Origin of the sequence: Micromonospora sp. DT228, from assembly GCF_049841595.1 — a bacterium.
Taxonomy (GTDB): Bacteria; Actinomycetota; Actinomycetes; order Mycobacteriales; family Micromonosporaceae; genus Micromonospora.
In genome coordinates this window covers 19,812-45,413 of the sequence record NZ_JBNCKO010000024.1, presented here as the reverse complement: position 1 = coordinate 45,413, position 25,602 = coordinate 19,812, and the positions used below count along the sequence as shown (strand labels likewise).

At 70.1% G+C, this 25,602-nt stretch carries 28 protein-coding genes and 1 pseudogene; 15 read left to right on the top strand and 14 right to left on the bottom strand.

What is annotated here, in order from left to right; all coding sequences use genetic code 11:
- Nucleotides 1-159 precede the first annotated feature (159 nt).
- Entirely contained in the window at nucleotides 160-1,065 is a 906-nt protein-coding gene (locus tag ACLQ29_RS32130; RefSeq protein ID WP_425775131.1) for a hypothetical protein, read from the bottom strand.
- A 1,040-nt stretch (nucleotides 1,066-2,105) separates the two neighbouring features.
- Here ACLQ29_RS32130 and ACLQ29_RS32125 point away from each other — a divergent pair.
- Nucleotides 2,106-2,279 carry a hypothetical protein gene (locus ACLQ29_RS32125; RefSeq protein WP_425775130.1) on the top strand — a complete coding sequence of 58 codons (174 nt, stop codon included), beginning with the start codon at nucleotides 2,106-2,108 and terminating at the stop codon, nucleotides 2,277-2,279.
- An 871-nt stretch (nucleotides 2,280-3,150) separates the two neighbouring features.
- Here ACLQ29_RS32125 and ACLQ29_RS32120 read toward each other — a convergent pair.
- From ACLQ29_RS32120 to ACLQ29_RS32105, 4 genes are all read right to left on the bottom strand, one after another.
- Nucleotides 3,151-3,888, bottom strand: a complete 738-nt coding sequence (locus tag ACLQ29_RS32120) for a hypothetical protein (RefSeq protein WP_425775129.1) — start codon at nucleotides 3,886-3,888, stop codon at nucleotides 3,151-3,153.
- 256 nt (nucleotides 3,889-4,144) lie between these two features.
- On the bottom strand, nucleotides 4,145-4,549 hold the full coding sequence (locus tag ACLQ29_RS32115; RefSeq protein ID WP_425775128.1) for a PH domain-containing protein: 405 nt from the start codon (nucleotides 4,547-4,549) through the stop codon (nucleotides 4,145-4,147).
- Between the two features lie 113 nt (nucleotides 4,550-4,662).
- Nucleotides 4,663-4,935, bottom strand: a complete 273-nt coding sequence (locus tag ACLQ29_RS32110; protein ID WP_425775127.1) for a hypothetical protein — start codon at nucleotides 4,933-4,935, stop codon at nucleotides 4,663-4,665.
- 35 nt (nucleotides 4,936-4,970) lie between these two features.
- The gene (locus tag ACLQ29_RS32105) at nucleotides 4,971-5,393 is read right to left on the bottom strand and encodes a YybH family protein (RefSeq protein ID WP_425775126.1); all 423 of its coding nucleotides are present in this window, start codon (nucleotides 5,391-5,393) and stop codon (nucleotides 4,971-4,973) included.
- 39 nt (nucleotides 5,394-5,432) lie between these two features.
- On the opposite strand from ACLQ29_RS32105, the gene ACLQ29_RS32100 reads away from it, so the two are divergent.
- Nucleotides 5,433-5,801: a winged helix-turn-helix transcriptional regulator gene (locus ACLQ29_RS32100; protein ID WP_425775166.1), complete on the top strand. Its 369-nt coding sequence runs from the start codon at nucleotides 5,433-5,435 to the stop codon at nucleotides 5,799-5,801.
- Nucleotides 5,802-6,264: 463 nt separating this feature from the next.
- Here the strand turns inward: ACLQ29_RS32100 and ACLQ29_RS32095 are convergent, their stop codons facing one another.
- Entirely contained in the window at nucleotides 6,265-6,582 is a 318-nt protein-coding gene (locus tag ACLQ29_RS32095) for a hypothetical protein (protein WP_425775125.1), read from the bottom strand.
- A gap of 169 nt (nucleotides 6,583-6,751) precedes the next feature.
- Between ACLQ29_RS32095 and ACLQ29_RS32090 the strand changes: the two genes are divergently transcribed.
- From ACLQ29_RS32090 to ACLQ29_RS32070, 5 genes are all read left to right on the top strand, one after another.
- Complete coding sequence (locus tag ACLQ29_RS32090) at nucleotides 6,752-7,297, top strand: excalibur calcium-binding domain-containing protein (RefSeq protein ID WP_425775124.1); 546 nt, start codon at nucleotides 6,752-6,754, stop codon at nucleotides 7,295-7,297.
- A gap of 67 nt (nucleotides 7,298-7,364) precedes the next feature.
- Entirely contained in the window at nucleotides 7,365-7,568 is a 204-nt protein-coding gene (locus ACLQ29_RS32085) for a Scr1 family TA system antitoxin-like transcriptional regulator (protein WP_425775123.1), read from the top strand.
- Nucleotides 7,558-7,746, top strand: coding sequence for a DUF397 domain-containing protein (locus tag ACLQ29_RS32080; RefSeq protein WP_425775122.1), 189 nt, complete (start codon nucleotides 7,558-7,560; stop codon nucleotides 7,744-7,746). The genes ACLQ29_RS32085 and ACLQ29_RS32080 overlap by 11 nt, the downstream gene beginning before the upstream one ends.
- Nucleotides 7,747-7,829: 83 nt before the next feature.
- Nucleotides 7,830-8,336, top strand: coding sequence for a GNAT family N-acetyltransferase (locus tag ACLQ29_RS32075; protein WP_425775121.1), 507 nt, complete (start codon nucleotides 7,830-7,832; stop codon nucleotides 8,334-8,336).
- Nucleotides 8,337-8,370: 34 nt separating this feature from the next.
- On the top strand, nucleotides 8,371-9,009 hold the full coding sequence (locus ACLQ29_RS32070) for a LysE family translocator (RefSeq protein WP_425775120.1): 639 nt from the start codon (nucleotides 8,371-8,373) through the stop codon (nucleotides 9,007-9,009).
- Nucleotides 9,010-9,070: 61 nt separating this feature from the next.
- On the opposite strand, the gene ACLQ29_RS32065 is transcribed toward ACLQ29_RS32070, so the two are convergent.
- The 3 genes from ACLQ29_RS32065 to ACLQ29_RS32055 form a co-directional block, all read right to left on the bottom strand.
- Complete coding sequence (locus ACLQ29_RS32065; RefSeq protein WP_425775119.1) at nucleotides 9,071-10,027, bottom strand: acyltransferase family protein; 957 nt, start codon at nucleotides 10,025-10,027, stop codon at nucleotides 9,071-9,073.
- A gap of 3 nt (nucleotides 10,028-10,030) precedes the next feature.
- Nucleotides 10,031-10,201 carry a hypothetical protein gene (locus ACLQ29_RS32060; RefSeq protein ID WP_425775118.1) on the bottom strand — a complete coding sequence of 57 codons (171 nt, stop codon included), beginning with the start codon at nucleotides 10,199-10,201 and terminating at the stop codon, nucleotides 10,031-10,033.
- Between the two features lie 155 nt (nucleotides 10,202-10,356).
- Nucleotides 10,357-10,608, bottom strand: coding sequence for a zinc-binding dehydrogenase (locus ACLQ29_RS32055; RefSeq protein ID WP_425775117.1), 252 nt, complete (start codon nucleotides 10,606-10,608; stop codon nucleotides 10,357-10,359).
- Between ACLQ29_RS32055 and ACLQ29_RS32050 the strand changes: the two are divergent.
- Nucleotides 10,569-10,883: pseudogene (locus ACLQ29_RS32050) on the top strand (hypothetical protein); the annotation flags it as partial. The gene ACLQ29_RS32055 and the pseudogene ACLQ29_RS32050 overlap by 40 nt on opposite strands.
- Before the next feature lie 124 nt (nucleotides 10,884-11,007).
- Here ACLQ29_RS32050 and ACLQ29_RS32045 read toward each other — a convergent pair.
- Together ACLQ29_RS32045 and ACLQ29_RS32040 are read right to left on the bottom strand one after the other, a co-directional pair.
- The gene (locus ACLQ29_RS32045; RefSeq protein ID WP_425775116.1) at nucleotides 11,008-11,463 is read right to left on the bottom strand and encodes a hypothetical protein; all 456 of its coding nucleotides are present in this window, start codon (nucleotides 11,461-11,463) and stop codon (nucleotides 11,008-11,010) included.
- A 92-nt stretch (nucleotides 11,464-11,555) separates the two neighbouring features.
- Complete coding sequence (locus ACLQ29_RS32040) at nucleotides 11,556-12,314, bottom strand: TetR/AcrR family transcriptional regulator (protein ID WP_425775115.1); 759 nt, start codon at nucleotides 12,312-12,314, stop codon at nucleotides 11,556-11,558.
- A gap of 125 nt (nucleotides 12,315-12,439) precedes the next feature.
- Here ACLQ29_RS32040 and ACLQ29_RS32035 point away from each other — a divergent pair, with 125 nt between their 5' ends.
- Together ACLQ29_RS32035 and ACLQ29_RS32030 are read left to right on the top strand one after the other, a co-directional pair.
- Nucleotides 12,440-13,621, top strand: a complete 1,182-nt coding sequence (locus ACLQ29_RS32035; protein ID WP_425775114.1) for a DUF418 domain-containing protein — start codon at nucleotides 12,440-12,442, stop codon at nucleotides 13,619-13,621.
- 148 nt (nucleotides 13,622-13,769) lie between these two features.
- Nucleotides 13,770-14,474 carry a uridylate kinase gene (locus tag ACLQ29_RS32030; RefSeq protein ID WP_425775113.1) on the top strand — a complete coding sequence of 235 codons (705 nt, stop codon included), beginning with the start codon at nucleotides 13,770-13,772 and terminating at the stop codon, nucleotides 14,472-14,474.
- Here ACLQ29_RS32030 and ACLQ29_RS32025 read toward each other — a convergent pair.
- A complete protein-coding gene (locus tag ACLQ29_RS32025; protein ID WP_425775112.1) occupies nucleotides 14,437-15,141 on the bottom strand; it encodes a TMEM175 family protein in 705 nt (234 codons plus the stop codon). The genes ACLQ29_RS32030 and ACLQ29_RS32025 overlap by 38 nt on opposite strands.
- A gap of 196 nt (nucleotides 15,142-15,337) precedes the next feature.
- Between ACLQ29_RS32025 and ACLQ29_RS32020 the strand changes: the two genes are divergently transcribed.
- Nucleotides 15,338-15,901 carry a hypothetical protein gene (locus tag ACLQ29_RS32020; RefSeq protein ID WP_425775111.1) on the top strand — a complete coding sequence of 188 codons (564 nt, stop codon included), beginning with the start codon at nucleotides 15,338-15,340 and terminating at the stop codon, nucleotides 15,899-15,901.
- 41 nt (nucleotides 15,902-15,942) lie between these two features.
- Here the strand turns inward: ACLQ29_RS32020 and ACLQ29_RS32015 are convergent, their stop codons facing one another.
- Nucleotides 15,943-19,014, bottom strand: a complete 3,072-nt coding sequence (locus tag ACLQ29_RS32015; protein WP_425775110.1) for a BTAD domain-containing putative transcriptional regulator — start codon at nucleotides 19,012-19,014, stop codon at nucleotides 15,943-15,945.
- A gap of 214 nt (nucleotides 19,015-19,228) precedes the next feature.
- Between ACLQ29_RS32015 and ACLQ29_RS32010 the strand changes: the two genes are divergently transcribed.
- Nucleotides 19,229-20,023, top strand: coding sequence for a hypothetical protein (locus ACLQ29_RS32010; protein WP_425775109.1), 795 nt, complete (start codon nucleotides 19,229-19,231; stop codon nucleotides 20,021-20,023).
- 79 nt (nucleotides 20,024-20,102) lie between these two features.
- Nucleotides 20,103-22,883 carry a BTAD domain-containing putative transcriptional regulator gene (locus ACLQ29_RS32005; RefSeq protein WP_425775108.1) on the top strand — a complete coding sequence of 927 codons (2,781 nt, stop codon included), beginning with the start codon at nucleotides 20,103-20,105 and terminating at the stop codon, nucleotides 22,881-22,883.
- 80 nt (nucleotides 22,884-22,963) lie between these two features.
- Here ACLQ29_RS32005 and ACLQ29_RS32000 read toward each other — a convergent pair whose 3' ends face one another.
- Nucleotides 22,964-23,950: an AraC family transcriptional regulator gene (locus ACLQ29_RS32000; RefSeq protein WP_425775107.1), complete on the bottom strand. Its 987-nt coding sequence runs from the start codon at nucleotides 23,948-23,950 to the stop codon at nucleotides 22,964-22,966.
- A gap of 321 nt (nucleotides 23,951-24,271) precedes the next feature.
- Between ACLQ29_RS32000 and ACLQ29_RS31995 the strand changes: the two genes are divergently transcribed.
- Both ACLQ29_RS31995 and ACLQ29_RS31990 read left to right on the top strand, forming a co-directional pair.
- Complete coding sequence (locus tag ACLQ29_RS31995) at nucleotides 24,272-25,090, top strand: hypothetical protein (RefSeq protein WP_425775106.1); 819 nt, start codon at nucleotides 24,272-24,274, stop codon at nucleotides 25,088-25,090.
- The gene (locus ACLQ29_RS31990) at nucleotides 25,087-25,485 is read left to right on the top strand and encodes a lasso peptide biosynthesis protein (RefSeq protein WP_425775105.1); all 399 of its coding nucleotides are present in this window, start codon (nucleotides 25,087-25,089) and stop codon (nucleotides 25,483-25,485) included. Before ACLQ29_RS31995 ends, ACLQ29_RS31990 begins: the two co-directional genes overlap by 4 nt.
- The last annotated feature ends 117 nt before the right edge of the window (nucleotides 25,486-25,602 follow it).

The window sequence follows — 25,602 nt, the reverse complement described above, 5'->3', positions numbered from 1 at the left end:
GACTTGGTCGTCTTGAAGGATCGACGCGATGGCCGTCTCTCATCTACGCAACACGCCCATCACGGGCAAGTCGTACACCACTTCCCTGGACGCAACCCTTTTCTAATCCTCAGGCCGGTCAGGTCACCTGACGCATAACGGGAGACGCGAGCCTGACGCTCAGGGCCTGGGCACTACCCGAACGACGCTTCCCCCGCCGCTCGCCGTGTTGTCGCCGCCGACCACGGCGGTGACCAGGTTGTAGTAACCCGGCTTGGCGTCGGCAGCGATCACGATGGTGCTGATGGGTCGTTCGTCGGGCGTGCCGGATGGTCGAACCGGTGCGGCCGCGAAAGTGACCAGCCCCGGAACGGTTGGGGTGCCTTCTGTCGCGGCCTTGAGGTCACCTACGGCGGCGAACGGACCGGTCAGGCGTGCGGTCAACTCGACCTGCGGTGGGGTTCCTCCCGGCTCGTCCGGGGACTCGACAGCCCAGTGCACAGTCAAGGTCTGGCCAGGCTGGTACGGCCTGTCGACGTCCCGGGCCTCGCAGCAACTGTAGGTCACCGACGTGGCCGTTACTGGGCCGGCGGGGTCGGCGGGGTCGGCGTCGCAGGCTGCCAGGAGCGGCATAACAAGGCAGGCAAGCAGGGGCACCCACCGCATCTTCATGCGCAGGATCGTAGGCCCACGTCGCCAGTCCCGTAGCCGCGCAATCGGCCACAGACGCTCAGGAGGGTGCGGTCCGCATCCAGTCCCCAAGAGGATGGCGAAGGGCAGGGGGCGGTGCGAGATGTCGAGAGCCGTTTCGGCTGCTAGAAGCCCTTCCGCGCAGCTCGCCGGGTTGCTCATGTTGATCTCACAATTCTCAGGTCGCCGCGATATGCCCAGGAGTTCTGTCACGACCCTCCAGACCACCTGTTGCATCTCGCCTATCGGCTGGCCGATGCTGCTGAGCAAGAGCACAGCCAAGAGGAGGGGACAGGGTTGCGGGAACAGGCCGACCGCCTCACGCTGATCGATCGTTGGCACCACTTCAGACTGGACCGACCGGTCCTCGTGCATCCTGGCGAAACGATCTGGCACGAAGACGACCACCTCTTGGTGCAGCGGCTCGATGGGCGAGTAGACGCCTACCCCGGCGCTATCAACCGCTGCAGTTGCCGGGACCGGGCGCGATAGCTGGCAGTAACCGTTGACAGCAACAGACTCGGGTCACCCGGTCACCGTGACCATGTCGACGGCGGTGAGGGACCGGGGCGCGATCTCGTACCCGCCTGCTACGGTGCGCCGCAGTTGGCCGGTCAGAGCAACCCCATGTCGAACAGCGCGGCCACGGGGGGCGGGCACTGGTAGGCCCCCGGAGTGATCCCGGGACTGAATATGGGACACCGCGACCCGCCCCCCGCCACGCAGCACGAGCCCGAGGCAAGCGGTCCGCATCTGGTCCGCAAGAGGTCGACGGACGGCGGGGGAGTGGTGTGCGGTGTCGAGAGGTGTTTCCGCTGCCAGGCCGCCGTCTGTTCCGGTCGGCGGGACGGGCAGTTTGATCTCGTAATCCCGCGGTCGCGGGTTCGAGTCCCGCCCACCCCACCACGAAATTCCCCTGGTTCTAGTCCCGAGGCCGGCGTGGTCCCGTGATGAGTGCGAATATCTCCTATATGAGGCCAGCCAAGAACCCGTGGTGGCAGACATCGAAGACGCCGAAGCAGAGCTTCATCAGGGCCGGCGTCTGGCTCTCCCTGGCCGTCGGGTGGATGCTCGTGGCCGTCGGAGACCCCACACCGCCCCACTGGGTATTTGCCGCGCTGTGGGCCGTCGTCGGTGTGGGCTACCTGGTGTCAGCCGTACTGACGTGGCTACGGCAGCGCGCGACGCAGGATAGGGCAGGGCCAGAAGCGGCGGTCCGGGCCGATTGAGCGCGGACCCGGTCACCGTCCTCACGCTGCGCCGGCAGCACGGCATTCGTACCTTGCTCGAGATGGGACCGCGATCCGGGCGATCACCGCCGGCGCGGGAGAAGATCTGACGGTGGCGGACGGAGACTGTCACACCGTAGGGCGGGGGCGGCAGCGGCTGGCCGGACAGCGGCCGGTCCAATCAATCACGAGGCGAAGGAGCCCAGGATGAACGGCATCGACAAGATCACCCTGGACGAGGTCGTGGCCAAGACCTTCAAGGAACTCAGGACCGCGATCGACACGCACAGCGAGAAGAGCATCGAGATGTACAGCCGGGCGTTGCGCGCCCTTCTGGAGCTGCGGGCTCAGGTGACGGCCGAGGAGCGGGCCGCCGGCTGATCGTCGTCACCGGGCGCTGCTCCTCCGGACGCTGGTCCTCCGCCCGCCGGGGGCCGGCGTCCCGCCGCCATCGACCCGCTGCGCTGGGAAGGGACATGGCACCAACAGGCGACAACCAGATCTTGGTGGAGGGCGTTTCCCGCCGGTACGGGCGCGGCAAGGGCGTGTTCACCGCCGTACGCGATGTCAGCTTCGTCGTCCGGCCCGGCTGTCCAGATGCCGAAAGTTGATCGGGTAGAGGCGAACCCGCGTCGGCTGCAGTACGTCCGTCCGCAGCCCTGCTACGCAGACGGTTTCTCCGTACTTCTCGGAGGGGTTCGGTGCAGCCTTCACAGCGATCAGGAGTTCTAGGGCGTGTGTCAAAGCCCCTGGCCGGCCTGCGGCGGGCCCAGACGACGACCGGCCGCGTTGGAGATTGGTCCGGATACAACACCGGTATCCGGACCAATCTCCGCCTTGCCGGACCGCCGCCTGGACTCCGCCTCGGCTCGACCGAGGACTTTGACACACGCCCTAGCCGCACGGTGCGGTCGTCGGCCGGCTTCGGGTCAGGGCCGGCCTCACTGGGACCGAAGAGCGACATTTGAGCCACGCGCACCTCCAGCGGAGATAGCCGTAGGTAGTTATGCGATCACGCAAGGGCTTCAGGTTCTCACGGGATCGACGGATCGGCATAGAGCGCGTGGTGCCGCTTGTGGTGCGAAGCAATTTCCCTGTTCAGCCATGTTGACGACGATCCGGGCGAACCGTATCGAGGTCCGGGCCGACACCCTCAGTCCGCAGCAGCACGACCCGCCGGATGCGATGCTGCCGAGCAGCGCTTCACGGAGCTGGCCGAGGTCGCCGCCTGTCCGCTCGATCGCGTCCGTGGTCACGAGGTCGTCGGGGCGCGGCCCCGACGGACTGCTTCCGGAAGCACGCCGGGCGGGATGATGCCGAACCAGGCTCCGGTGGCGACCATCGAGGCGACGACGTACGCCACCCACCACCCGAGCAGCCCCCACGCGCCTCGGGTGATGGCGCCGGCCAGGCCGGGCGTGACGAACATGAGAAAAAGGAGGGCCAGACGGCCGTACGAGAGGCTGTTCTTCTTCGGCAACCTCTGGGCCTTGCGGAACGGAATGAGTCTGACTCCGTGGGGACGACGGCGCAGCGTGAGACTCGCCGGCCAGAGCCGCCCGTACCCGACCACGTCGACCACGCTGACGCCGGACCCGTGCCGGACCGTGGCCTGACGCGGCCTGGTCAGCTCGCGCAACCACGGTTCCCAGACGACGCGTTGGTGCAGGACACCGCCGTCCCGGCCCTTCACCGTCAGCCACACGGAGTATCCCTTGGGACTGGCGTCGATCCCGCCGGCGGCGCTCACGGCGTGCGCCGCAGCGGTGACCCGCCCCGCACTTCCCGGCTGCGGCGACTGCGCCAGATGCGCGGTCACCATGACGCGCCTCGCGGGAGCACGAGCGGCACCCCACCACTGCACAAGGCGGACGAGCCAGGACAGCACCAGAAAGGCTCCCGGAGCCAGCGTCACGAGGATGACGCCCTCTCGCTGCTCGACCTGCGGGTCGATACCCAGCCGGTACCCCAGCGCGATGACGGCGGTCAACGCGACGACGCTGCCGATCACGACCATCGGCCCGCGAGCACGCCGATTCGCCAAGGCCGCTGCACTCCCGCTGCTGGCCATCGCGCCGTCCTCCCCGTTCGCCCCCCGGACGTGGCCCCGACGTTAGCAACGCCGGGCAAGGCCGACGTCGCGCGTCCGTTCCAGATCTTCACGACGTACGGCGACGGCAGGCTCTCGTGCGGCGCAGTGCATTTCCCTGTTCAAGGTCGTCCTCGAAGAGGTCCGTTTCACCGGCTCAGGCGCGACTCCGGCTGGCCGCAGTGATCGAGGCTGCTACCTCGTCAGCACGAGTTTGCCTGCCCGTCCACGTCGCGAGGTTGGACTTCTGCACCGCCCACGCGACGACGCGTTCACCCCTCGTGGTCGTGATGGTCAGACCGCCGTACCCGGGCTCGACAGTTGCCACATCGTTGAGGCTGACCTGTTGCGAGCCGTTCGGATTCCGCACGATCACTTTTTCGTCCGTCAGTGTCACTGCCGGGCGGAAGGCGAGCCGAAACCAGCTGACCAGCACACTGAGGCTCGCGAGGAGAGTCACCAGCACGTTGCCCCAGGCCAGCCATGTGAACGCGCCAAGTAGGGGAATGAGAGCCAGTACCCCGAACCGCCCGAGCGGTGAAACCTTCCAGACCTGGTGCATGAGCCGGGATCATACGGGCCATCGAGCAGCCTCAGGGTAGGTGACCGGGGCGTGCCGGATCAGGTGGATCGGCGGGCCTGACGGCCGACTGAGCACGCGCTTCCAAGCTGCGGCTACGACCCGGCGGTGGGCCAGAACTCGTCGTCCTCCTCGTCCGGCGACGAAGGGGCGTACTGCCGCAGAGCGCCGTCGCGGATCATCCAGACGCGGAAGAAGGACTCCTCCTGGTCCATCACGAGGAGCTGCACCGCACTGGGGTGGTGCCAGGACGACCCCATGCCTGGCTCGCGACGGGGGCACTCCTTGTCGAGCCACCCGCTGAACGCCTCGGCGTTGAGGCGATCCTCCGGATCCACCGACAGCATCACGTTGGTAACCCAGCTCACCGCATCCCCCAATCCAGGGCCAGGACGTAGATGTTCTACCGCTGACCCGGCTCGGCAGTGCCGAACGGGTTATCGATGATGTACCGCCAGCGGCCGTCGGGACCGCGGCGGGCGACGTCGGTGGCGGTGCCTTCGATGTGTACGGGTCGGCCGTCGCGGTCGGTGCCGTCGATGGTCCAGTCCACGATGAGCAGGGCGATGTCGTCGGCCACGTAGACGTGGCGGGGTCGCACCTCGATGGGGAGCCCGAGGTCGAGCAAGCGCTGGTTGGCGGCAATCCGGGCGGTGCCGGTGACGGGCTGGCCGGGGACGGTGACGAGTAGGCCCTCGGGTTCGTAGACCTGCTCGACCGCCGCGACGTTCCCTGAGTTGAAGGCACGGGCGAACACCGACGGGTGCTGGGCCGCGCTGCCGCTGAGCGGGACACTCGTGGAGTGGGTGTTGAGATCGTGAGACATGCTGACAGTCAAGGTGCTGCTCGCGGAGGTAACCAAATGGTGAGTGGCGGCTGGGATCGTGACCTGGTGCCGGACCAGCGCGGCGCGGCCCGCCGGCCGGAGCCCGGCTGCCCCGTCGAGGTCGCCCTGGCCGCGGTGAGCGGCAGGTGGGCCACCCTGGTGCTGCGGGAGTTGATGCACGGCCCCCGATCGTTCGGCCAACTTCAGGCGGCGCTTCCCGACCTGAGCGCCAAGGTGCTCAGCGAGCGGCTCGCGTCGCTGGCCGCGCAGGGCCTGGTCGAGCGCGACCGCTCTCGCACCTTCCCGCCGAATACCTGCTACCGCCTCACCCGCGCCGGCACGGAGCTGCGCCGGCTGCTCGTCGAGCTCTACCGGACCGGGGACGCCCTCTTGCGCGAGCGGGCGTGACGGGCGATCTTGATACGGCGTAGAAGGCCGCTGGCGTCCAGGGCGCGACCACGGTGATCCTCGCCATGAGGGTTCCATCCCTACGCATCTCCGCCACGTCCGCTGTCACGGGGCCGATGCCGGACGAGGCCGAACGCGAGGAACGCGAACGCGAAGCCCGCGAGCGTCCACGTTGTTGCGGGTCCGAACGCGCCGATCAGCCGGCCGAGGTACCCCACTGCGAGTGACAGGAACGAGAGCCCAGCGCAGAGGAACCAGCTTCCCGCATCGACCGACCGTCTCCATCGTCTCCGGGTAAAGGGCGACATCCTGCCTGTCAGTAGGAGACGAACGCCGTAGCCGGCAAGGACCAGACCGCCGATGCCCAACAGCATGTGGAACAGGGTCCGGGGGTCCATGGATCTCCCTCTACCCGGGCGACCTGGTTGGCAACCAGGTCGCCCGGCAGTACCCCGCCCGCCGGTCAGGTGTGGTACCGCACCGCCCGGTAGCCCCACAGTGCCGCGACGATCAGCACCGTGATCCCCACCGCCATCGGCCACCAGCGACCACGCGGGCGGGCGAGGGCGACGACGGTCGCCGCGTACAGCACCGCGACGACAGTGGTCCACCGTGTTGCGGTGGCCACCCGATCGGCGATCTGGCAGCCGGCAGGTGCGGGCAGGACAGCAGCGCAGACGTCAAAGCGCGGCACGGCCAACCACCAGAAACCCACCGTGGCGGTCGCGGCTGTGACGGTGGCGACCGTGACCCCAAGCCACGAGCGGAGGCGTACGGGCATCCTCACCTCCGCAGGCTCATTCATAGTCGGAAACATATTTCGTCGGCCTTGCCCTGGACTCATCTGGGCGAGCAGCAGGAGGTGTCACCGTTCACTGGACCGCAGTCCTCTCCCGCGATAGCCGATCGGCGGATCACCGCCGCGGCCCGTCCTCGGCACACTCTCGAAGGTGAAGCCTTTACGACCCGTGCAGACGCTGGCCCTCACCGCCGCCGCGGTCGCGGGCATGGTCATCTGTGGCGCGAACATCGGCGACGACAAACCGACCGCCACCCAAACGCAGGTATCCGCGTCGGCGGAAGTCCGCCGCATCACCACCATCCACACAGGAAGCCCAGTGGCTGTCCCGGTACCGAAGGCCAGCGCCGTGGTGGTCGCTCCCCGCACGACGGCACCGCCGGCCCGCAAGCCGCCGCGCACCAGCGGCCCGTCCGAAACCCCGTACTACGAGGACTGTGCGGCGGTCCGGGCTGCCGGGGTTGACCCCCTCCACCCGGGTGAGCCAGGGTTCCGCGCCGAACTGGACCGCGACGAGAACGGCGTGGCGTGCGAACCAGACGACGGGAACGGGGACACCGGACCCGCACCAGACGGCAACGTGTACTACGCCAACTGCTCGGCGGCGCGGGCTGCGGGAGCGGCTCCGATCCGCAAAGGCGACCCGGGCTACTCGCGGAAGCTGGACCGGGACGGCGACGGCATCGGCTGCGAGTAGGCGATACTGCGAAGCCCTGACCTCAATGCAAGGTGCGGGGCTTCGATCTGTTCGGTGCCGGTCAGCGGTGGCTGGCGGATTCGCCTATCTCAGCTTCGAGCGCGACGAGCCACCGTTGGGCTACATCGAGACCCTGGCCGGCGAGCTGTTCCTTGAGTCGAGCCGTGACCTGGCGCGGCTGTCGGCGGCGTACGACTATCTGAAGACGCTGGCGATGTCGCCCGCCGAGTCGATCACCTTCATCAAGGAGCTGAGCAAGCATGGAACGTGATGCCTGGCGCACGTCGAGCCGCTCCGGCAACAACGGCCAGTGCGTGGAGGTGCGCGACCGGCGCGTCCAGGTCGATGTCCGCGACTCCACGGTGCCAGACGCCGGGATGCTGACCTTCGCGCCCGCAGCCTGGGACGCGTTCGTCGACACGATCAAGGGGAACGCCCGCCGCCCCTGACCCGCCAGACGGTGGCGTGTCCTCGAAGAGTCCGCGTACAGCGCTGTGTTGGGCCTCCTCGGATCGATGGGTAGCCTGCCGGGATGGCAAAGGTTGTCACTCACCTGGAGATGCACAACGTCGAGGATCTGCGACCGGGGAAGGTGGTGCCGGACCTTCGCCTGCGGCGCGTCGACGGTGGCCTGCCGCTCGTACGTGCCGTCAGTGCTCAGATCGGGGCACCCTACGGGTGGCGGAGCGCGTCTCGCACCGACGACGAGTGGCAGGAGTTGGAGCGGCGTCATCCGCTGCGCCAGTACTGGCTCATCAGCCTGAAGGACGACACCGTGGGGATTGCTGATCTGGAACCCCACCCGGGCGGCGATGTGGAGATCACCACCTTTGGGTTGCTACCCGAATATGTCGGAAGGGGCCTCGGTGGCCATGCGCTGACCCTGGCCATTCGGCAGGCATGGGACAGCGAGGCCGTGGAGTCTCCGGCTGTCCGCAGGGTCTGGTTGCACACATCCTCGTTGGACCACCCGAACGCGCTGCGCAACTATCAGCGACGTGGCTTGACCGTCTATCGCACCGAGGTCGAAGACGAGTAACGAGCACCGAAGGCTGTGTGAGCAAGGAGAAGGTGTGATCAGCCGAAACCTGCTACTACTCTTCCTCGCCACCACCATCCCGATCGTCTGCTTCCCCGGCCCGTCTGTCGCGTTCATTCTGACCAACTCGGTGCAGAAGGGCCGTGCCATCGGCCTGTTCAGCTTGCTCGGAGTCGAGATCGGTTATCTCGTACATGTCTTCGGTGCTGTCGTCGGCGTCTCCGCCGTCATAGCGGCGAGCGCTCAGTTGTTCACAGTCGTCAAGCTGGCCGGCGCGGCGTGGCTGCTGTGGCTCGCCTGGAAGGCGTTCCGCTCCCGCAAGGAGGGGACTCTTGCCCAGGCGGGTGGCGGTGCCCGCGGAGACCTGAGACCTGTCAGCGCATTCCGCAGCGGCCTGCTCGTCGGTGCTCTCAATCCGAAGACCGCCGTCTTCTTTCTGGCCTTCCTGCCCCAGTTCGTCTCTGCCGATGCGGGTCCCGTCCCCGTACAGTTGCTGATCTTTGGCTTGCTGTTTATTGCGCTCGCCAGCATTCCTGACCTGTGCTGGGCGTTGGCCGGCGGATTCCTGCGAACGCTCACACCGAGGCTGCGATTACGTTCACTCGACCGGGCTGCCGGCGTGGTCTACTGCGCGCTCGCCGCCTTCGCGTTGAAGACCACAACGCGGACGTGAGAATCAACCAGACGCAGATGCGCCCCCACCAACCGGTGGGGGCGCATCTTCCTGCCTGGGCTCAGCGGCGGGTCGCGATCTGCTCGAAGGCGTGCTTCAGGCCGCGCCGGAACGCCTGGGAGCCGGGCCGTTCGACGAGCCGGTGCACCAGGTACGACAGCAACAGCACCCCGACCAGTGACGCGGCCAGCAGCAGCCAGCCCGGAAGGTGACCGACGCCGAGCCGCAGTGCCAGGAACACGACGTGGAAGTGGAGCAGGTACAACGGGTACGTCAGCGCGCCCAGCGTGGCGGTCCCGGGCCAGCGCACTCTCCGGGTCCACCCGAGCGCGACGCCGATCATCAGGGCCAGGGACACGGCGAAGAGGGCCAGGGCGACGGGCGTGTTGATCGGGTCCGTCTTGGCGTGCTCTTCCGTCGCCAGCTCGATCGAGCGGGTCGACAGGATCGCGCTGACCGCCAGCATGCACCACAGCAGGGCGTTCGGGCCGAATCGGTGGATCAGGTAGAGCACGATGCCGCACACGAACAGCGGTGCCCACTTCGGCTCCAACAGTTCGACGAGCAGTCGGGCCTCGGACACCTGGGCGAGCAGGGCGCCCACCAGCCACAGTCCACAGAACGCCACCACCCGGCGGTAGGTGAGGCCCGCCCAGACCAGCGCGGCGAAGAGCAGGTAGAACTTCGCCTCGACCAGCAGCGTCCAGTAGACGGTGTCCAGGTTCGGTACGCCGGCGAGCCCCTGCAGCATGGTCAGGTTGGTCAGTACCTGCGTGAACGAGGGACTGTCGAACCCGGGGGTCGGGGACACGATGAGGATCGCCGCGGTGATCAGCACCGCCACCACGTAGGCGGGTAGCAGGCGGACAGCCCGGGACGTCGCGAACTGGCTGAGCCGCCGGCCCCAGGAGCTCATGCAGATGACGAACCCGGAGATCACGAAGAACGCCGGCACACCCATCCACCCGTAGCGGCTGGCCTGCGCGACGACGTGGCCGAGATAGCTGTCGACGTTCACCCCTTACACGAACCCGACCATCGGCACGACGTGGAACGCGACGACCGACAGGGCTGCGGCGAACCGCAGGACGTCGAGCATGTGCAGTCGGTCCGCCTCGGGGCGGGCGGGGGCGGCGGGCCGCGTCGGTGCTGGGTCGGGGGCCGTCCGGATCCCGTTGTCGGTGATTGTCACCCACGCACCTTAACGACCTGTGCGTTTGCCTGGACCGTGCGAATGGCCCGCTCTGCCGTCGCCTCGGACACCCGGTGCTCGGCCAACAGGTGAGCGCACCGCCGAAATCGTCTCCGACCAGCCGAAACAAGGGATGATCTTGTCACGCACGCCGATCATCGGACCTCGATGACGACCTTTCCGAACGGGCGGGCCGACTCGTAGTGCCAGAACGCCTCGGCGGCTTGCGCGAACGGGAACGCACGGTCGCTGACGGGCCGAAGCTGGTGCGCGGTGATGACCTCGTTCAGCTTGACGAACTGGGCGTGACTCCCGACTGCCAACGCCCGGACCGTCGCGGCGACACCGAACAGCAGACGAGAATCCAGTGGTGGCCAGTCACCCGCGAGGGACCCGACGAACGCCACGTGTCCGGCGACTTCAGCGACTGCTCCAACGTTCCGGCGGTGTCGACGACCCGGTCGACCCCTCGCCCGCCGGTGAGGTCGCGGACCGCGGCGGGCCAGTCGGGAACCGCGCGATAGCCGATCCGCGAACGCAACGAACTGCTCCTCGCCGCCGGATTCGCGCCCGCGTACCCACAACACGACCTGGACGACCCCAACTCGCGCCGGTCCGAACGGCCCTCGAACGCGTCCTGCACGGGCACCTGCCGTACCCGGCCGTGATCGTCGACCGGCACGGCGACCTCGTCTCCGCCAACGCCGGCTTTGACATGATCACGAGGGGAGTGGACCCGCACCTTCTCACCCCACCGGTGAGCGTCCCGGCGGACCAGCTCGGCAGCGACAAGCTGGACGTACGCCTCAGCCGAGGTGCAGCAGCAGGACCTGGTCGTCGCGGAGTTCGGAGATGCTGTCGCGCAACAGCCTCAGCCCGTCCCGACCGGCCACGGCGCTCTCCTCGAAGTCCATCCCCATCTCGGCGAAGTAGGCTGCCAGCTCCTCCGTGCGGTGCGCGGCGGGGTCGAGCTGATCCAGGAGTTGCTGATGGCCTGACGTGATGAGCACGGTGTAGCCGTGCGCGCTGGTGATGGCATCCGACTCGGCATCGAACTCCGACGCTTGCAGGTCGATGCCGCGCTCGTCCAGATAGGTCAGCAGGTACAGCATGCAGTAGCCGGACCAGCCGTACTCCTGCCGCGCCTCGCGCCCGTGCTCGGCCAGGTACGAGCGGAGCGACGAGGACGATATGCGGGCCAGGCGGGCCAGCTCGGGGACGCTGTCCCTTCCGACCACGGTCAGTGACGCGATTGCGGACATCACACCCTCCGTCGTACGACTCAGCCTTACCGCCGTCGGTCGGCTCGCCGGCAGGCTACGGGCAGGGAGTGACACCGCTTCGGGCGTCGGTGTCAGGAGTCGGCGCCTTCGACCCGGACGGCGATGCCGTCGAGGATCAACTCCAGCCCGAGGGTGAAGTCCGCATCGGCGATCGTCGCGTCCGGAGTGTCAGACGGTGGCGCCTCGAACAGGGTCGAGGAGAAGAGGCGGGCTGTCTCGGGGAAGCGGGCGGGATCGACGAGCCGCGCCAGCGCCCGGCCGTATTCGCGTTCGGTGTCGGCCTGCCCCTGGCCTTCGGCCCTGCCGTCGGTGAGTTCGCTGTATTGGCGCACCGACTGGACCACGTAGCCGCTGATCAGCGACAGTGCGCCGATCTTGTGTGCCCAGTCCAGGTGGGTGCGGGACATGATCGCCAGGGCGGTCTCCATCCAGGCGATCTGGTTCGGCCCGGCGGGTGGCCCGGAGGTGGGCACGCGCGTCAACCAGGGCCGACGCTGGTACACCGCGCGCTGCGCGAAGGCCCAACCGTGTAGCCCTTTCCGCCAGTCGCCGGTGTCGATTTTCGGTGGCTGACCCAGCGCGGCGTTGGCCATGAGGGTGAGCAGTTCGTCCTTGGATCCGACATGCCGGTAGAGCGACATGCTCGTGAACCCGAGGCTCTCGGCGACTTTCGGGAGCGTCACGCCGCCCAGCCCGTCGCGGTCGGCGATCTGCACCGCCGCGGCGACGACCGCGTTGACGTCGAGGGTCGCGGGCCGCCCGAGACGCGACGACTCTGGCATCCCCCACAGCCGGCGCAGCGGCGCCGGGATGAAGTCCTCGCTGGTCATGGGCTCCCACGTTCGCCCGGACAGTTACCACCCCATCATGCCAGACCCCATTAGTTTGCCTGTGATACTTTATGATTGAAACTTAATACCGAGCGGGGGAGACGAACATGGGCACGGATACCGCTGTGCGGACATCGAGGGGGCCGGTGCTGGGCGCCGAACGCGCCCTCGCGCCGGACCTGGCCCGAGGAGCGATGCTGCTGATCATCGCGCTGGCAAACGTCGCCGGGGTCGTCTTCGCCGGCGAGCCCGGCCTCGACGCCACGCCCGAAGGCGTCGACCGGGGCCTCAATCTCCTGCTCCTGGACCTCGCACATGCCCGCGGATATCCGGTCTTCGCCGTGATGTTCGGCTACGGACTCGTCCAGCTCGCCCGCCGCCAGGACGCCTCCGGCGCCACTGCGAAGCAGGTCCGTTCCGTGCTGTTACGCCGTAACCTCTGGCTCGTCGTGATCGGGTTCGTGCACGCCGCACTCCTGTACTACGGCGACTTCCTCGGCGCGTACGGGATCGTCGGCATCGTGATGACCCTGCTGCTCCTGCGCCGCGGCGACAGGTTCCACCGGGTCGCGCTGGTCCTCTGGGCGTTGGCGACAGTCGAGGTGCTGGTCATCGGCGCGATCGTGGTCGGCACCATCCTCGGCGGTTCGGGCGGCTCGGCGCCGCTGCCGTCGACACACGTCGACTCCCTCGCCGCGCCCGGGTACGCCACGGCGACGCTGGACCGCCTCGTCGAATGGCCGACGCACACACTCACCGTCCTGCCCTTCATCATGATCGCCTGGCTGGGCATGTGGGCCGCTCGCCACCGCATCCTCGAAGAACCGGCCCGCCACCGGACCCTGCTCACCTGGACCGCCGTCCTCGGCCTCGGGGTCGCCATCGCCGGAGGACTCCCGGCCGCCCTGGTCGGCGCCGGATGGCTGCACGTCGACGAGTCGGCTGCCGGCCTGACGTTGCTGCTCCACGGCGCCAGCGGCATGTTCGCCGGACCCGGTTACGTGGCCGTCTTCGGCCTGCTCGCCATCCGGGCCACGCGGTCCGGCCGTGTCGTCGGCGCACTCTCCGCCCTGGGTCAGCGCTCCCTGTCGGGATATCTGTTCCAGTCCGTGGCCTGGCTCGTCCTCCTGGCACCCTTCACGCTCGCCCTCGGCGACCGTTTCGGCAGCCCCACGGTGACCGGCCTGGTCATCGCGGTGACCGTCTGGCTCGCCACCGTGTTGATGGCCGGTCAGCTCGACAGGCGCAGGCGACCCGGTCCCGCCGAGATCGTCCTGCGCCGCCTGACCTATCGGGCGCGGACGTGATCAAGGAATCGTGCGTCGAGCCGTGACCTGGCGCGGCTGTCGGCGGCGTACGACAATGTCCGGACGCCGGCGCGGTCGCGCGCGCAGGCCAGCCCGACCCCGGAAACACCTGTCGAGTACGTCGACCTGACCCAGCAGGGACGTTCACATGGTTCACGGCACCCGCGTCGAGTTGCTCGAGCGCCTGGCCGAGACGGTCGGATCCGTCGCGGCCGCCCACCCGACGCGGGTCGCCGTCGACGGAGCACCCGCCGCCGGTAAGACCACCCTCGCCGACGAACTGGCCGTCGTGCTTCGCGACCAGGGCCGGAGCGTCATCCGCGCCACGATCGACGATTTCCTCCACCCCCGGGCACAGCGCTATCCGCGCGGCGAATACTCGGCCGAAGGTTGCTACTACGACACCCACGACTACCACGCGCTGAACCGGGTCCTGCTCGATCCGCTCGGGCCGGGCGGACATCGACGCTTCCAAAACAGGATCTACGACCGCGCCACGGATGCCGTGCTGTCTCCGGCGCTCACGACTGCCGCAGCCGACGCGGTGCTCGTCTTCGACGGCGTCTTCCTGCTGCGCCCGGAACTGATCGACAGGTGGGAGCTGCGCATCTTCGTGTCGACGGCGCCGGAGAAGACAGTGGATCGTGCCGTGATCCGGGAGCGCCGGGCGTCCACACGGGCGGACGTCGAACGACGCTGGCGCGAGCGTTACCTCCCCTCCCAGCAGCTCTACGCCGCCAGGGATCGCCCGACCCGGCACGCGGACATCGTCGTCTACAACGACGAGCCCGACGCACCGGTCTGGGAGCCCATGGCTACGCGTCACCGTGACTCTGCTCGCGGGTGCGCCTGATGCTGTCCACCTCGCCCCTGATGGGCAGCCAGTAGAAGGGGATGAACGCGGTGACCACGACGAGGCCCACGACCGGATGAAGCGCGCCCAGCGCGGTCCCGGCGGCGATCCAGACGGGCGCGGGGCGAAACCGCCTGCTGATCGCCCGGGCGGTGTCGTTGTCAGTGGTCGAGGTCAGCAGGCGACGGCCAGATCTGGCGTACTCCCAGATCACGTTGAAGAGGATGGCCGCCACCTCGTAGGTGGCCCCGTAGAAGATCAACGCCGTTCGCTTGCCGTGGCCGGACTCGAACGCGTGGGCCAGCAGGGACGAGGCGAACGGCAGGAACGCGATCACCATCAGCAGCACGGTGTTGAGCAGGAGCAGCATGCGGTCGGCGGAACCGATGTGGTCGAACATCACGTGGTGGTTCACCCACATCTGCCCGATCAGCAGGAAGGTGATGGCGTAGGCCACGTAGGAGGGCCACAGTTCGACGAGGCCGCCGAGCAGGTGCTCGGTGTCCTCCGGCGGCTTGATCTCCAGGACGAGCAGGGTGACGGCGATGGCGATGACCGCGTCGCTGAAGGTCACTACCCGCTTCGGATCTCGCTCCGCGCCGATCGGGTGGCGGGACCTGGTCGCGTCCTTCGTCGAGGCGCCGCGGGCCGCGCGGAACCAGCGCATGAGCCTCCCGCCTACCGTTGTGTCGCTGGGACGTTTCCGGACAGCAGGACCCGTTGCCCGACCTCTCCGGTGCCGCGGGTTCCCGCCGTAACAGGAACCAAACCGCCGCGAAAATCGTCCGGCCCCGGGGTGCACACGTGTGCCGGGCGCGTGGTTGTCTGGATTCCGGCGTCAGAGAACACGCGGGGAGCACACCTTGACCGACCCTTACCAGGCCCAGCAGCCGCAGTCGCCCTACCAGCCGGGCGGCCCGGCACACCCGCCGCAGCAGTACCAGCCTCACCCGGTCGGGCCGCAGGATCCCGCGCCGGATCAACCCGGACACCCGTCCTCGCCGCCGGCGGGGGCCTCAAGCCGTAGGCCACTGCTGATCGCCGGCGTCGCCTTCGTCGCCCTGCTGATGCTCGTGGCCACCGGATTCACCGTGTACGAGGCGTTCCTCAAGGAGGACTCCGGGGTTGCCGCGTGCAGGGCGATGGCCGAGGGCAAGGACCCGGACGGCAGCGTCAAGGGCTCCGGCGGCAGCACGTTCACCGAGGCTCAGTATCGCAAGACGCGGGAGCTGTTCGAGGACTCCCGGCACGAGGACATCCGCCGACACGGCACCGCGCTTGTCGACATCGCCTGGCAGATCGAGCAACTGCCGAAGGGGCAGGAGATGGGTGCGATGGCGTTCCTCGCCTCGGTGGAGGCCGCGACCACGGGTCTCCAGACGGCATGCGCCGACCAGGGTGTGACCATCAAACTCAACGGCAGGTAGCGGAGCGCCGCCTGGTGGGCCCACCGCCCGCCAGGCGCCTCTCACGCCGCCGCGCTGACCTCCGCCACCCGTCGGGCGAGGTCCCCGCGGGCCTGGGCCGGTACGCCGATGGCCGACATCGCCTCCACGTACCGTCGGTACGCCTGGGCGGCCTCGCCGTGTCGGCCCGCCGCCGTCAGCGTCCGGACGAACTCGCCGTGCACGCCCTCGTCGTAGGGTTCCAGCTCCAGCGCGCGGCCGAGGTGCCGGACGGTCTCGTCGGTGTCGCCGAGGGCGTGCGCCAGCGCGGCCAGCTTGCGTACCACGCGCAGGTAGACCCGGCGTGCCTCCTCCCGGGTCGGTCGGGACCAGTCGTCGTACGGCTCGTCCTCCAGGAAGTCACCCCGATAGCGCTGTTCGGCGAGGAGGAGCGTGGCGCGCGCGTCGTCGGTGGCACCGTGCTCGGCCAGGCGTAGGCCGTGAGCCGATTCGGTGAGGAACTCCTCGACATCCAGCTCCACGTGACCGACGTCGAGCGCCAGACTGGGGTGTACGGCGATGACGAAGTGGTCGGTCGACGTACGGCGCTCCGGGTCGAGCACACCGCGGAGGGTGGACAGGGCCACGGACAGCCGGTGGCTGACCCGGTCCGGGTCCTGGGCGGGCCAGAGCATCTCGCCGAGCTGCTCCCGGGGCACCGCGCGACCGCGCCGGGCGGCGAGGATGCGCAGCAGATCCCGTGCCTTACGGGACTGCCACGCGGTGGCCTGCACCTGCGCGCCGTCCACGAACACCTCGAAGCGTCCGAGGGTGCGGACGGTGACCTGGGCGACGCAGCGGGGGCGCTGCCGACTGAGCGACGGCATCGGCACGCCGGCGCTCGTCAACCGTTCGGCGGCCAGCCGGGCATCGACCCGTTCCTGCGGGTCCGCCCCGGGTAGTCGGCTGAGCAGCACCGCGAGTCGGTCCGCGGCCACGGCCGACCCGATGTCGCGCAGGGTCGCCGCCGCCTCCCGCCAGGCGTGGCGGGTGTCGTCGGAGTCGACGGCGGCGGCCCCGCGAAGCTCCAACGCCTCGGCGAGGGCCGCCCGGTCACGGTGCAGCCGGGCGGCGGTGGACGCCAGCAGCGCCACCTCGGCGGCCCGCTCGTGGTCGCCGGTCTCCAGGGCCACCCAGCCGAGCGCGAGCCGGGCGGTCGCCGAGTCCGGGCCGCGTTCCAGTTCAACCGCACGTTGGGCCAGGGCGAACGCCGTGGCGCCGTCCTCGGCGGCCAGCACGCGGGCCAGTCCGGCGAGCGCCGGCACCTGGATCTGACTGTCGTTGACGGGTTCGCTGGCGCGCAGCGCCTCCTCGTACGCCGCGCGGGCCAGGTTGGTCCGGCCGCGCAGCGCGTGGACGTCGCCGATACCCACCAAGGGGTACGCCACCTTGCGGGACCCCATGCGTTGCAGCAGCGGTACGGCCCGCTCGTAACAGGCGGCTGCCTCGGCGAGCTGACCGAGGTGGAAGCGGGCACCGCCCTCGTTGCAGAGTGCCAGCGCGAGCATGGCGGCGTGCCCGTTGGCCTGGGCCAACTCCACCGCCGGTCGCACCTCGGCGAGCGCTTCGAGGTATCGGCCCTCGCCGACCAGGGCGGATGCCCGGTTGGCGCGGATGCGGGTCACCTGGATGGTGTCGTGGGCCGCCTCGGCGGCCCGCAACGCCTTCTCGTGATGTTCGTCGGCCGCCGGTCGATCACCGCGCAGCTTGGCGTCGAGAGCGAGCGCGGTGTGCGCGGCGGCGAGGGCCGCTTCGCTGCCGACCGCTGCCGCTGCCGCGAGGGCCCGTTCGGCGTTGCGCCGGCACGCCTCGGTGTCCCCGGTCGTCCACTGGGCCGAAGCGGTCCAGGCGAGCAGCCGGGCGTTGTCGGTGGACGGGTGCGGGTCGAGCACACCGCGTCGGAAGACCTCGAGGGCGGACTGCGGTTCGCCGCGCAGGTAGTGCACGAGGCCGTACTGCCAGGCGAGTCCGGCGGCGAGGGCCCCCCGCTGATCGTCGAGCGCGGCGTAGACGGCGAGCGCCGCGTCGAAGTCGCCGCGCATCTGGAGCGCCTCCCCGTACAGCAGCCGCAGGCCGTCGGACCGGGCGTGCCCGGGGAGGGCCTGGAAGGCGTCCACGACGGCCTCGGCGCCGCCCGAGGCGAGCAGCTCCGCGCCGTGGCCGGCGAGGATCGGCGCCGTCGCGTCCCGGACACCCGATTTCCCGTACGACTCCAGGGCCGGGACGAGGTGTCCGTGCTCCGCGTACCAGGCTGCCGCTCGCGCGTGCAGGCGTCGCGCCGCCGCCGGGCCCAACGGGAAGCGGCGGCGGGCGACACTGGCGACGACAGGCACCATCCGGTACGCGGACCCGCTCCCCGGCACCGGGACGAGGATGCCGCAACGGGCCAGTTGGTCCAGCCGATGGCCCCCGTGCCGGTGGCCGAGAAAACGGGTCAGCTCGGGGTGGATGGGGTCGAGGCGCGCCGCGTCGCGCAGCAGTCGGTGGACTTCGGGTGGCAGCTCCGCGAACACCTCCCGCACCAGATAGGACTCCAGTGGTGTCCCGGGCGCGGCCGGGTTGTCCCAGTCCGTGGCGGTGGCCGTTGGCGCGGCCAGTGTGACAAGCGCCGGCCAGCCCTCGGTCTCGGCGTGGACCCGGGTCGCGAGCGCCGGGTCGCTCCGGCCGTGGTCGGCGGCGAGCACGGACGCCACCTGCTCGGGGGAGAGCCGTAGATCAGCCGGACCGTACTCGGTGAGCAGGGCCGACTGTCGCGGCGACAGGGTTGGCGGGTGGCGCGTCACCAGGACGACCCGGAGCTGCGGGGGAAGGCGTTCCAGCGTGTCCAGCAGGGTCTGTAGCCGGCGGCGGGACAGGCGCGGAACGCCGTCGAGGACGAGCCAGCTCGGTTCGTCGACGCGCGTGTCGGTCGCCGCACCGAGGGTGGCGAGCCAGTCCGGCCCGGCCGTCGCCAGCGCCGCGACGTCCGGTCCGTCGCACCACCGCACCGGGCGGTCGCCCAGCCAGCCGCGCACGGCGACGGTCTTGCCGTACCCGGCCGCGGCGACCACGACGGTGCAGCGCCGGCTCCATCCTCGATCCGTCGTGGCGTTCATCAGTTGCCTTCCGGTCGACGCTGGTCTGAGTCTCATTGGGCGCTGCGCGGGTGCCCGTGCGTACGCGAGCGTCGCCGTTACGACACCGAATCCCGGCGTATTTGACGCCACCTTGACGGCGCTCTGAGCCTCGCCTCGAAGGATGTCCCGGCAAGGCACGCGGAGGGCGATCAGCCCGGTCCGCGTCTCACGATCGATCGGATGAGGAGTTGTGATGGCACGAGTGCTGTCGGGACGCGCACTGCTCGCAGTGCTTGTCGTCCTACCGACGCTTACCGCGTGGAATGCCGCGCCGGCCAGCGCCGCCGCCGGGTCAGGACCGGTGGCGTACGACGACGAGCAGGTGGACCGCGACGTCGAGTTGGCGCGGCTGGGCTACCGCAACGGTGTGCGGGTGGTGTTCTCCCGCGACGAGCTGTCCGGCGACTGGGGTCTGCGGCAGGACGGGGAGATGGGCCGCAACGCACCCCTGGCGTACGACGACAAACAGAGCATGCTGCAGGCGTACCTGACCATCACGCCCCGGTCCGTGCCGGTGCCGCGGGCGCTGCTGTCGGAGCCGCCGGCCGGCACGCCGACCCCACCGGAGTTGGCGTACCGGAGCATCGTGGCGTCCCCGGTCGTCGCCGACGATCTCGCCGTGCCCACGTCGAGCGCGATGTCCACCACGGCGGTGCGGACCTGTTGGGACCTGTACTGGGACCCGTACAACTGGGCCGAGCTGCCCGGGTATCCGAATCCGGCCTCGGTGTGGCACCCGGCGAAGACGTACTACTCGTCGGACTTCGGCGGAATGAAGATGTACTCCTACAGCTACCTCGCCAACTGCGGCGGCGACGCCCGGCACCGGATCTACTACAAGTCGGCCGGGTCCTACTACAAGCACCACGACTACGCGGTGGCGTACGCCCACTGGCAGGCGGTCAAGAAGGGTTCGGTGCACCGCTACCGCAAGGTGCACTACGACGGCAATTCGGGGGACACCCGCAACGGCAAGTACTATGGCTGACGGCGGGCTCTGTCGTCGATCGTGTCCAGTGCGCGACGAACAGAGCGAGGTCGCCGGGCCGCGGAACTAGCCTGACCTGGTGATCTCGACGGCTGGCACGGGCGTGCGGATCAGACTGCTCGGGCCGGTGGAGGTGGTCGTCGCCGACAGTCCGCAGCCGGTGAACGGTCGGCGCCGCAAGGCGATACTCGCGACGTTGGCGCTGCACGCGGGCCGGGTGGTCAGCGTCGACCGGCTCATCGACGTGGTCTGGGGGGAGCAGCTACCGGCCACCGTGGCGAACACGCTGCAACGTCACGTCTCCTACCTGCGCGGAGTGCTCGGCGAGCCCGGATCGATAGTGGCGCGCCCGCCCGGTTACGTGCTCGACACCGGGCCGGAGTCCACGGACGTCCAGGCCGCCGAGCGCCTCCTCGAACTGGCCCGGCGGTCGTCGGACCGCAACGAGCGGGTCGACCACCTGACGGCCGCCGTGGCGCTGTGGCGCGGCCCGCCGCTCGCCGACGTGGCCGGGTCCGCCTGGCTCAAGGAGCAGGCCGAACACCTGGCCCGCCTCCGGTTGGAGGCCGAACGGGCGCTCGCCGAGGCCCGGCTGTCCGTCGGCGAGCACGCTCGGCTCGTCCCCGGGTTGGAACGGCTCGTCCGGCAGCACCCCTTCGACGAGCACCTGCACGCGCAACTGATGCTCGCCCTGTACCGCGACGGCCGAGCGGTCGAGGCGGTCGCCACGTACCGGCGGCTGCGCGACACCCTCCGGGAGCACCTCGGCATCGACCCGAGCCCACGGCTACGGGATCTGGAGTGCGCCATCCTGCGCCAGGACAGCGCGATCGCCGCACCCGCCCCGACCGCGCCGGCGCCGCCGTCGGTGGCGGCGCAACTGCCTCCCGGCGTACCGACGTTCGTCGGGCGCGCGGCGGAGCTGGCCGCCCTGGACGCGCTCGTCGACCGGGGCGGGGCCGTGGTGGTGTCCGGGACCGCAGGTGTTGGCAAGACGGCGCTTGCCGTGCACTGGGCGCACCGGGCGGCCGAACGTTTCCCCGACGGGCAGCTCTACGTCAACCTGCGCGGCTTCGACCCGGGGGCCACACCCACCGAACCGACGCGAGCCCTGCACGGGTTCCTGGAGGCGCTCGGCGTGCCGGCGGCGCGGATGCCGAGCGATCCGGACCAGATGGTGAGCCTGTACCGCACGACGGTGGCCGGCCGGCGTCTGCTGATCGTGCTGGACAACGCGCGCGACGCCGAACAGGTCCGGCCGCTGCTGCCCGGCTCACCCGACTGCCGCACGATCGTCACCAGTCGCGACCAGCTCAACCCGCTTGTCGTCACCGAAAGCGCCCAACCGCTGCTCCTCGACCTGCTGAGCCCCGGCGAAGCCCGGGACATGCTGGTCCGCCGGCTGGGGGAGCGCCAGGTCGCCGCCGAACCCGTGGCGGCCGACCACATCGCCGACAGGTGCGCGCGGCTGCCCATCGCCCTGGCCGTCGTCGCGGCCAGAGCCGCCACCAACAGGCACTTCTCGCTCGGGGTGATCGCCGACGAACTGGACGATCTGGACGCCTTCCACGGCGGCGACGAGGCCACCGACGTGCGGGCGGTCCTCTCCTGGTCGTGCCGGACGCTCAGCCCCGCCGCGCTCCGGCTGTTCCGGCTGCTGAGCCTGCATCCCGGGCCGGACGTTGCCGCCCCGGCCGTGGCCAGCCTGGCCGGCGGCACCCTCCGGTCGAGCGGTCCCGCACTCACCGAGTTGATCCGGGCGAACCTCCTCACCGAGCACACGTACGGGCGCTACGCGTTCCACGACCTGCTGCGCGCGTACGCCGCGGACCTCGCCGACGAGACCGAGCCGCCGGCCGACCGGCGTGCCGCCGTGCACCGGCTGCTCGACCACTGCCTGCACACCGCACACGCCGCCGACCTCGTCCTGCACCCGCACTTCAGCGAGATCAGCCTCGCGCCGGCGGGGTTGGGCGTGACACCGGAGAGTCCGCGCAGCAGGTCGGCCGCCACGGCGTGGTTCACCGCCGAACTTCCCGTCCTGCTCGCCGCGGTGCCGCTCGCGGCCCGCCTCGGTTTCGAGGGACACGCCTGGCGGCTCGCCTGGACCCTGGCCGGCTTCCTGCACCGGCAGGGGCACTGGCAGGACTGGCTCGGCACGCAACGCATCGCTCTCGCCGCCGCGTCCCGGATCGGCGATCAGACCGGGCAGGGCCAGGCACACCGCAGCCTCGGTCTCGCCTGCTCCCGGCTGCGCCGCTACGACGAGGCCGACGACCACCTGCGGCGCGCGTTCGACCTCTTCACCGAGGTCGGCGACGACGCCGGGCGGGCACACACCTGCCTCAACCTCGGTCAGTTGGCCGAGCGGCGCGGCCAGCACCGCGAGGCGCTGCACCATTCCCGGCGCGCGTTGACCCTGTTCCGGCGGGCCGGCAACCAGGCCGGGCAGGGCTACACCCTCAACGCCGTCGGTTGGCAGGAAGGGCTGCTCGGCAACCACCACGGTGCCCTCCGGTCGTGCGGGGAGGCGCTGCGGACGTTGCAGGAGGTGGGCGACGTCCAGGGACAGGCCGACACATGGGACAGCCTCGGCCATGCCCACCACCAGCTCGGAGACGACAGGCGCGCGATCGCCTGCTACGGGCACGCACTCGACCTCTTCACACAGGTCAACGACAGGTACGCCGAGGCCAGCACGTACGTCAACCTGGGCGGCAGCCACCGGGCCCTCGCCGACCTCGACGCCACACGTGCCGCCTGGAGGCGGGGCCTGACCATCCTCGACGAGCTGGGCGATGCCGACGCCGACTCGATCCGCGCCGACCTGGCACAGCTCGACGCCAGTCGACTCCACTGACGTGGCGCGGTTGCCGGGCCGCCGGGTAGCCGCCGTCCGGGCCGGGCGCGCCAGGTCCGGACGGTGATCGTCCCGGTGGATCAGGTGTGCAGGGTGTCACTTGGCGACTGGCCGTGCGCCGCTCGGTAGTCGGCGGCGAACCGGCCCGTGTGCGGGTAGCCCCAGCGGTGCGCGATCTCGGCCACGGTGGCCCCCTGGGTCGGATCGGCCCCGAGCAGGTCCTGGTGGGCCCGGTTCAGGCGGGTGCGCCGCAGGTACGCCATCGGAGTGGTGCCCAGTTGGCGGCGAAACGCCGCCTGGAGGGCGCGGGGTGTGACGCGGGCGGCCTCGGCGATCTGCGCGGCGGTGATCGCTTCGTCGGAGTGCGTCTCGATGAACGACACGGCACGGCGGACCGGGCCGGCGGGCAACGGTACGGCCTCGACCCGGTGCGACATCGTCATCGCGGTGTTCGGAAAGACGGCGAGCGCGGCCGAGGCGACCAGGTCGATGGCGGCACCGATCACGAGCGGGCTGCGGAGCGGCTCCGACGGCCCGTTGAAGAGGTCGTAGAGATGAACCGTGGTGCTGTGCCAGAACTGGCCCATCTCCCTGGAGATCGGCGTGATCGCCTCGAAGCGGAAGTCGACCGGATCGATGCCGGTCCGCTCGGTGGCGGCCTCGGTCACGACGAGCGGGTCCAGGTTGACGCAGTAGATATCGAAATCCCGGCAGATATTCGTGAACGGGCGGCCGGTCGGGTTCAGGAGCACCTCGCCGGGACCGGTCCGCGTCGTGTCCCGGCCATCGGTTGTCTCGACCTGCCCGTGCAGCACCGAGAGGAACATCAGGTCGGTCAGTGGCTGGAGAAAACGGGCCTCGATGTCCGCGCCGCACCGCACCCGACTCACCAGGACCGGCCCCGCCTCGGCCGACTCCTGCTGGTAGGTGAACTGCCCGGCGACGTTGTGCGGCCGGAGCTCGATGCCCACGCACGCCTGGCTGATCACGTCGTGCGCCCCCGAGACCTCGCGGGTCTCGTACCTGCGCCAGATGGGCGGATGCGCAGCCTCGACGTCATGGTGCATGCCCGGCTCCTCGTTGCCAAGCGAGGACCGTCAGACGCGTCTGCTTGGCGACGCACGGTGGGCGGAGATCTTGAAATGTGAAGACACTCCACTGTTCTCAACGATGCCGAGCCTCCGTCGACATGGGTAGGGCCGCACCCGCCACGCCGATGGCCGGAATCGCGCTGTCCACAATCCGCACGAGGCGGGCCAGATAACGCCGACCGGGGCCACAAAAGGGGGCCGCTGCGGGCCGGACGTGGTAGTTCCGAGAGAGGGCGCCGGGCGGGCAGCCGCACCCGGTGTCGGCCACGCGCTCAAGCGACACCAGGAGATCCACCCATGAGAACCGCCTACGGGCTGCGCATCGAGGGACTCGACGAGGTCGTCGACCTGGACGCCGGCACCTGCCCACCCGTGGGGAGCCGACCGGTGACCGTACGACAGCGGCACGCCGTCCCGCCGCCGCCCGCGCCGTTGAACGCCGACCGGATGGTCCGGATCCTCGCCGACGGCCGTACCCTCGATGTGGACCGGGCCAGCGGCAGCGCCACCTTCTACGGGCCGCCGCTCGCCGCGGACCTGCTCGCCCACCCGTACCTCGCCCCGGTGGCCGTGGTGGTCAACCGGTGGGCCGAGCGGGAGACCTTCCACGCCGGGGCGTTCGTCCACGCCGGACGGGCCTGGGTGGTGCTCGGTGGCCGTACCGCCGGCAAGAGCACGCTGCTCGCGGCTCTCGCCGCCCGGGACGTGCCGGTGCTGGCCGACGACATCGTGGTCTGTGCCGGCGGCGACGTGCTCGCCGGCCCACGCTGTGTCGACCTGCGAGAGCCGGTCCCCGGGTTCGGGTTGCCCACCCGGGTCGTCCGCGACGGCAGCCGGCTCCGACTCACCCTGCCCGCCGTCACGCCCCGCCTGCCGATCGGCGGTTGGATCTTCCTGCACTGGGGTGACCGGCCCGCGGTGACCCCGGTCGGTCCGGCCGAGTTGCTGGCCCGCCTCGTCGCCCGTCGCTCCCTGCCCGAGCTGCCCTCCGACCCGGGCGCGCTGCTCGCGCTCGCCGCCCGGCCGGGCCTGGACCTGACCCGCCCCCGCGACTGGGCGGCCCTCGATGCCACCCACCGACTCCTCGACGCCGCGCTCACCGGATCGTTGCCGTGACGGTCGGCCCCGGCGCGCTGGCCCGGCTGCTCCGCCGCCACGGACCACGTGGTCTCGCAGTGGCGGCGTGGACGATGCTGGGCTGTCGGCGAGTACGTCGCCAGCTCGCCCGAGGAGGGCTGAGCGCGGTACGCCTCACCGCGCCCCCGTCCGGCGGCACCGACACGCTGGTCCGGCAGGCGTTGTGCCGCAGCGGTGGCAACTGTCTGGAGAGCGCGCTGGTGCGGCAGCGCTGGTTCGCCGAGCGGGGGGTGCCACGGACCGTGGTGATCGGGGTCAGCGCGCCGGCCGCCGGTTTCCACGCCCACGCCTGGCTCGACGGCGACCCCGACCCGCACCGGGACGGGTTGGCCGAGATCCTGCGGCATCCGGTGCCGGCGGCCTGGCTGCGCTGACCGTCGCCCACGCCAGCCCGGCGGCAACGAGAGGCCGGACCAACGAGGGAGACCGGCCGACCGGGGTCGCTTCGTCGCAGACCCCGATCGGCCGGCCGATCGGGCCGATCCAGGGTG

Excerpts from the sequence above, each read along its gene's own strand:
- ACLQ29_RS32125 (WP_425775130.1), top strand. The coding sequence starts at position 2,106 with ATGAACGGCATCGACAAGATCACCCTGGACGAGGTCGTGGCCAAGACC.
- ACLQ29_RS32115 (WP_425775128.1), bottom strand. The coding sequence starts at position 4,549 with ATGCACCAGGTCTGGAAGGTTTCACCGCTCGGGCGGTTCGGGGTACTG.
- ACLQ29_RS32105 (WP_425775126.1), bottom strand. The coding sequence starts at position 5,393 with ATGTCTCACGATCTCAACACCCACTCCACGAGTGTCCCGCTCAGCGGC.
- ACLQ29_RS32095 (WP_425775125.1), bottom strand. The coding sequence starts at position 6,582 with ATGCCCGTACGCCTCCGCTCGTGGCTTGGGGTCACGGTCGCCACCGTC.
- ACLQ29_RS32080 (WP_425775122.1), top strand. The coding sequence starts at position 7,558 with ATGGAACGTGATGCCTGGCGCACGTCGAGCCGCTCCGGCAACAACGGC.
- ACLQ29_RS32075 (WP_425775121.1), top strand. The coding sequence starts at position 7,830 with ATGGCAAAGGTTGTCACTCACCTGGAGATGCACAACGTCGAGGATCTG.
- ACLQ29_RS32045 (WP_425775116.1), bottom strand. The coding sequence starts at position 11,463 with ATGTCCGCAATCGCGTCACTGACCGTGGTCGGAAGGGACAGCGTCCCC.
- ACLQ29_RS32040 (WP_425775115.1), bottom strand. The coding sequence starts at position 12,314 with ATGACCAGCGAGGACTTCATCCCGGCGCCGCTGCGCCGGCTGTGGGGG.
- ACLQ29_RS32030 (WP_425775113.1), top strand. The coding sequence starts at position 13,770 with ATGGTTCACGGCACCCGCGTCGAGTTGCTCGAGCGCCTGGCCGAGACG.
- ACLQ29_RS32025 (WP_425775112.1), bottom strand. The coding sequence starts at position 15,141 with ATGCGCTGGTTCCGCGCGGCCCGCGGCGCCTCGACGAAGGACGCGACC.
- ACLQ29_RS32015 (WP_425775110.1), bottom strand. The coding sequence starts at position 19,014 with ATGAACGCCACGACGGATCGAGGATGGAGCCGGCGCTGCACCGTCGTG.
- ACLQ29_RS32010 (WP_425775109.1), top strand. The coding sequence starts at position 19,229 with ATGGCACGAGTGCTGTCGGGACGCGCACTGCTCGCAGTGCTTGTCGTC.
- ACLQ29_RS32000 (WP_425775107.1), bottom strand. The coding sequence starts at position 23,950 with ATGCACCATGACGTCGAGGCTGCGCATCCGCCCATCTGGCGCAGGTAC.
- ACLQ29_RS31995 (WP_425775106.1), top strand. The coding sequence starts at position 24,272 with ATGAGAACCGCCTACGGGCTGCGCATCGAGGGACTCGACGAGGTCGTC.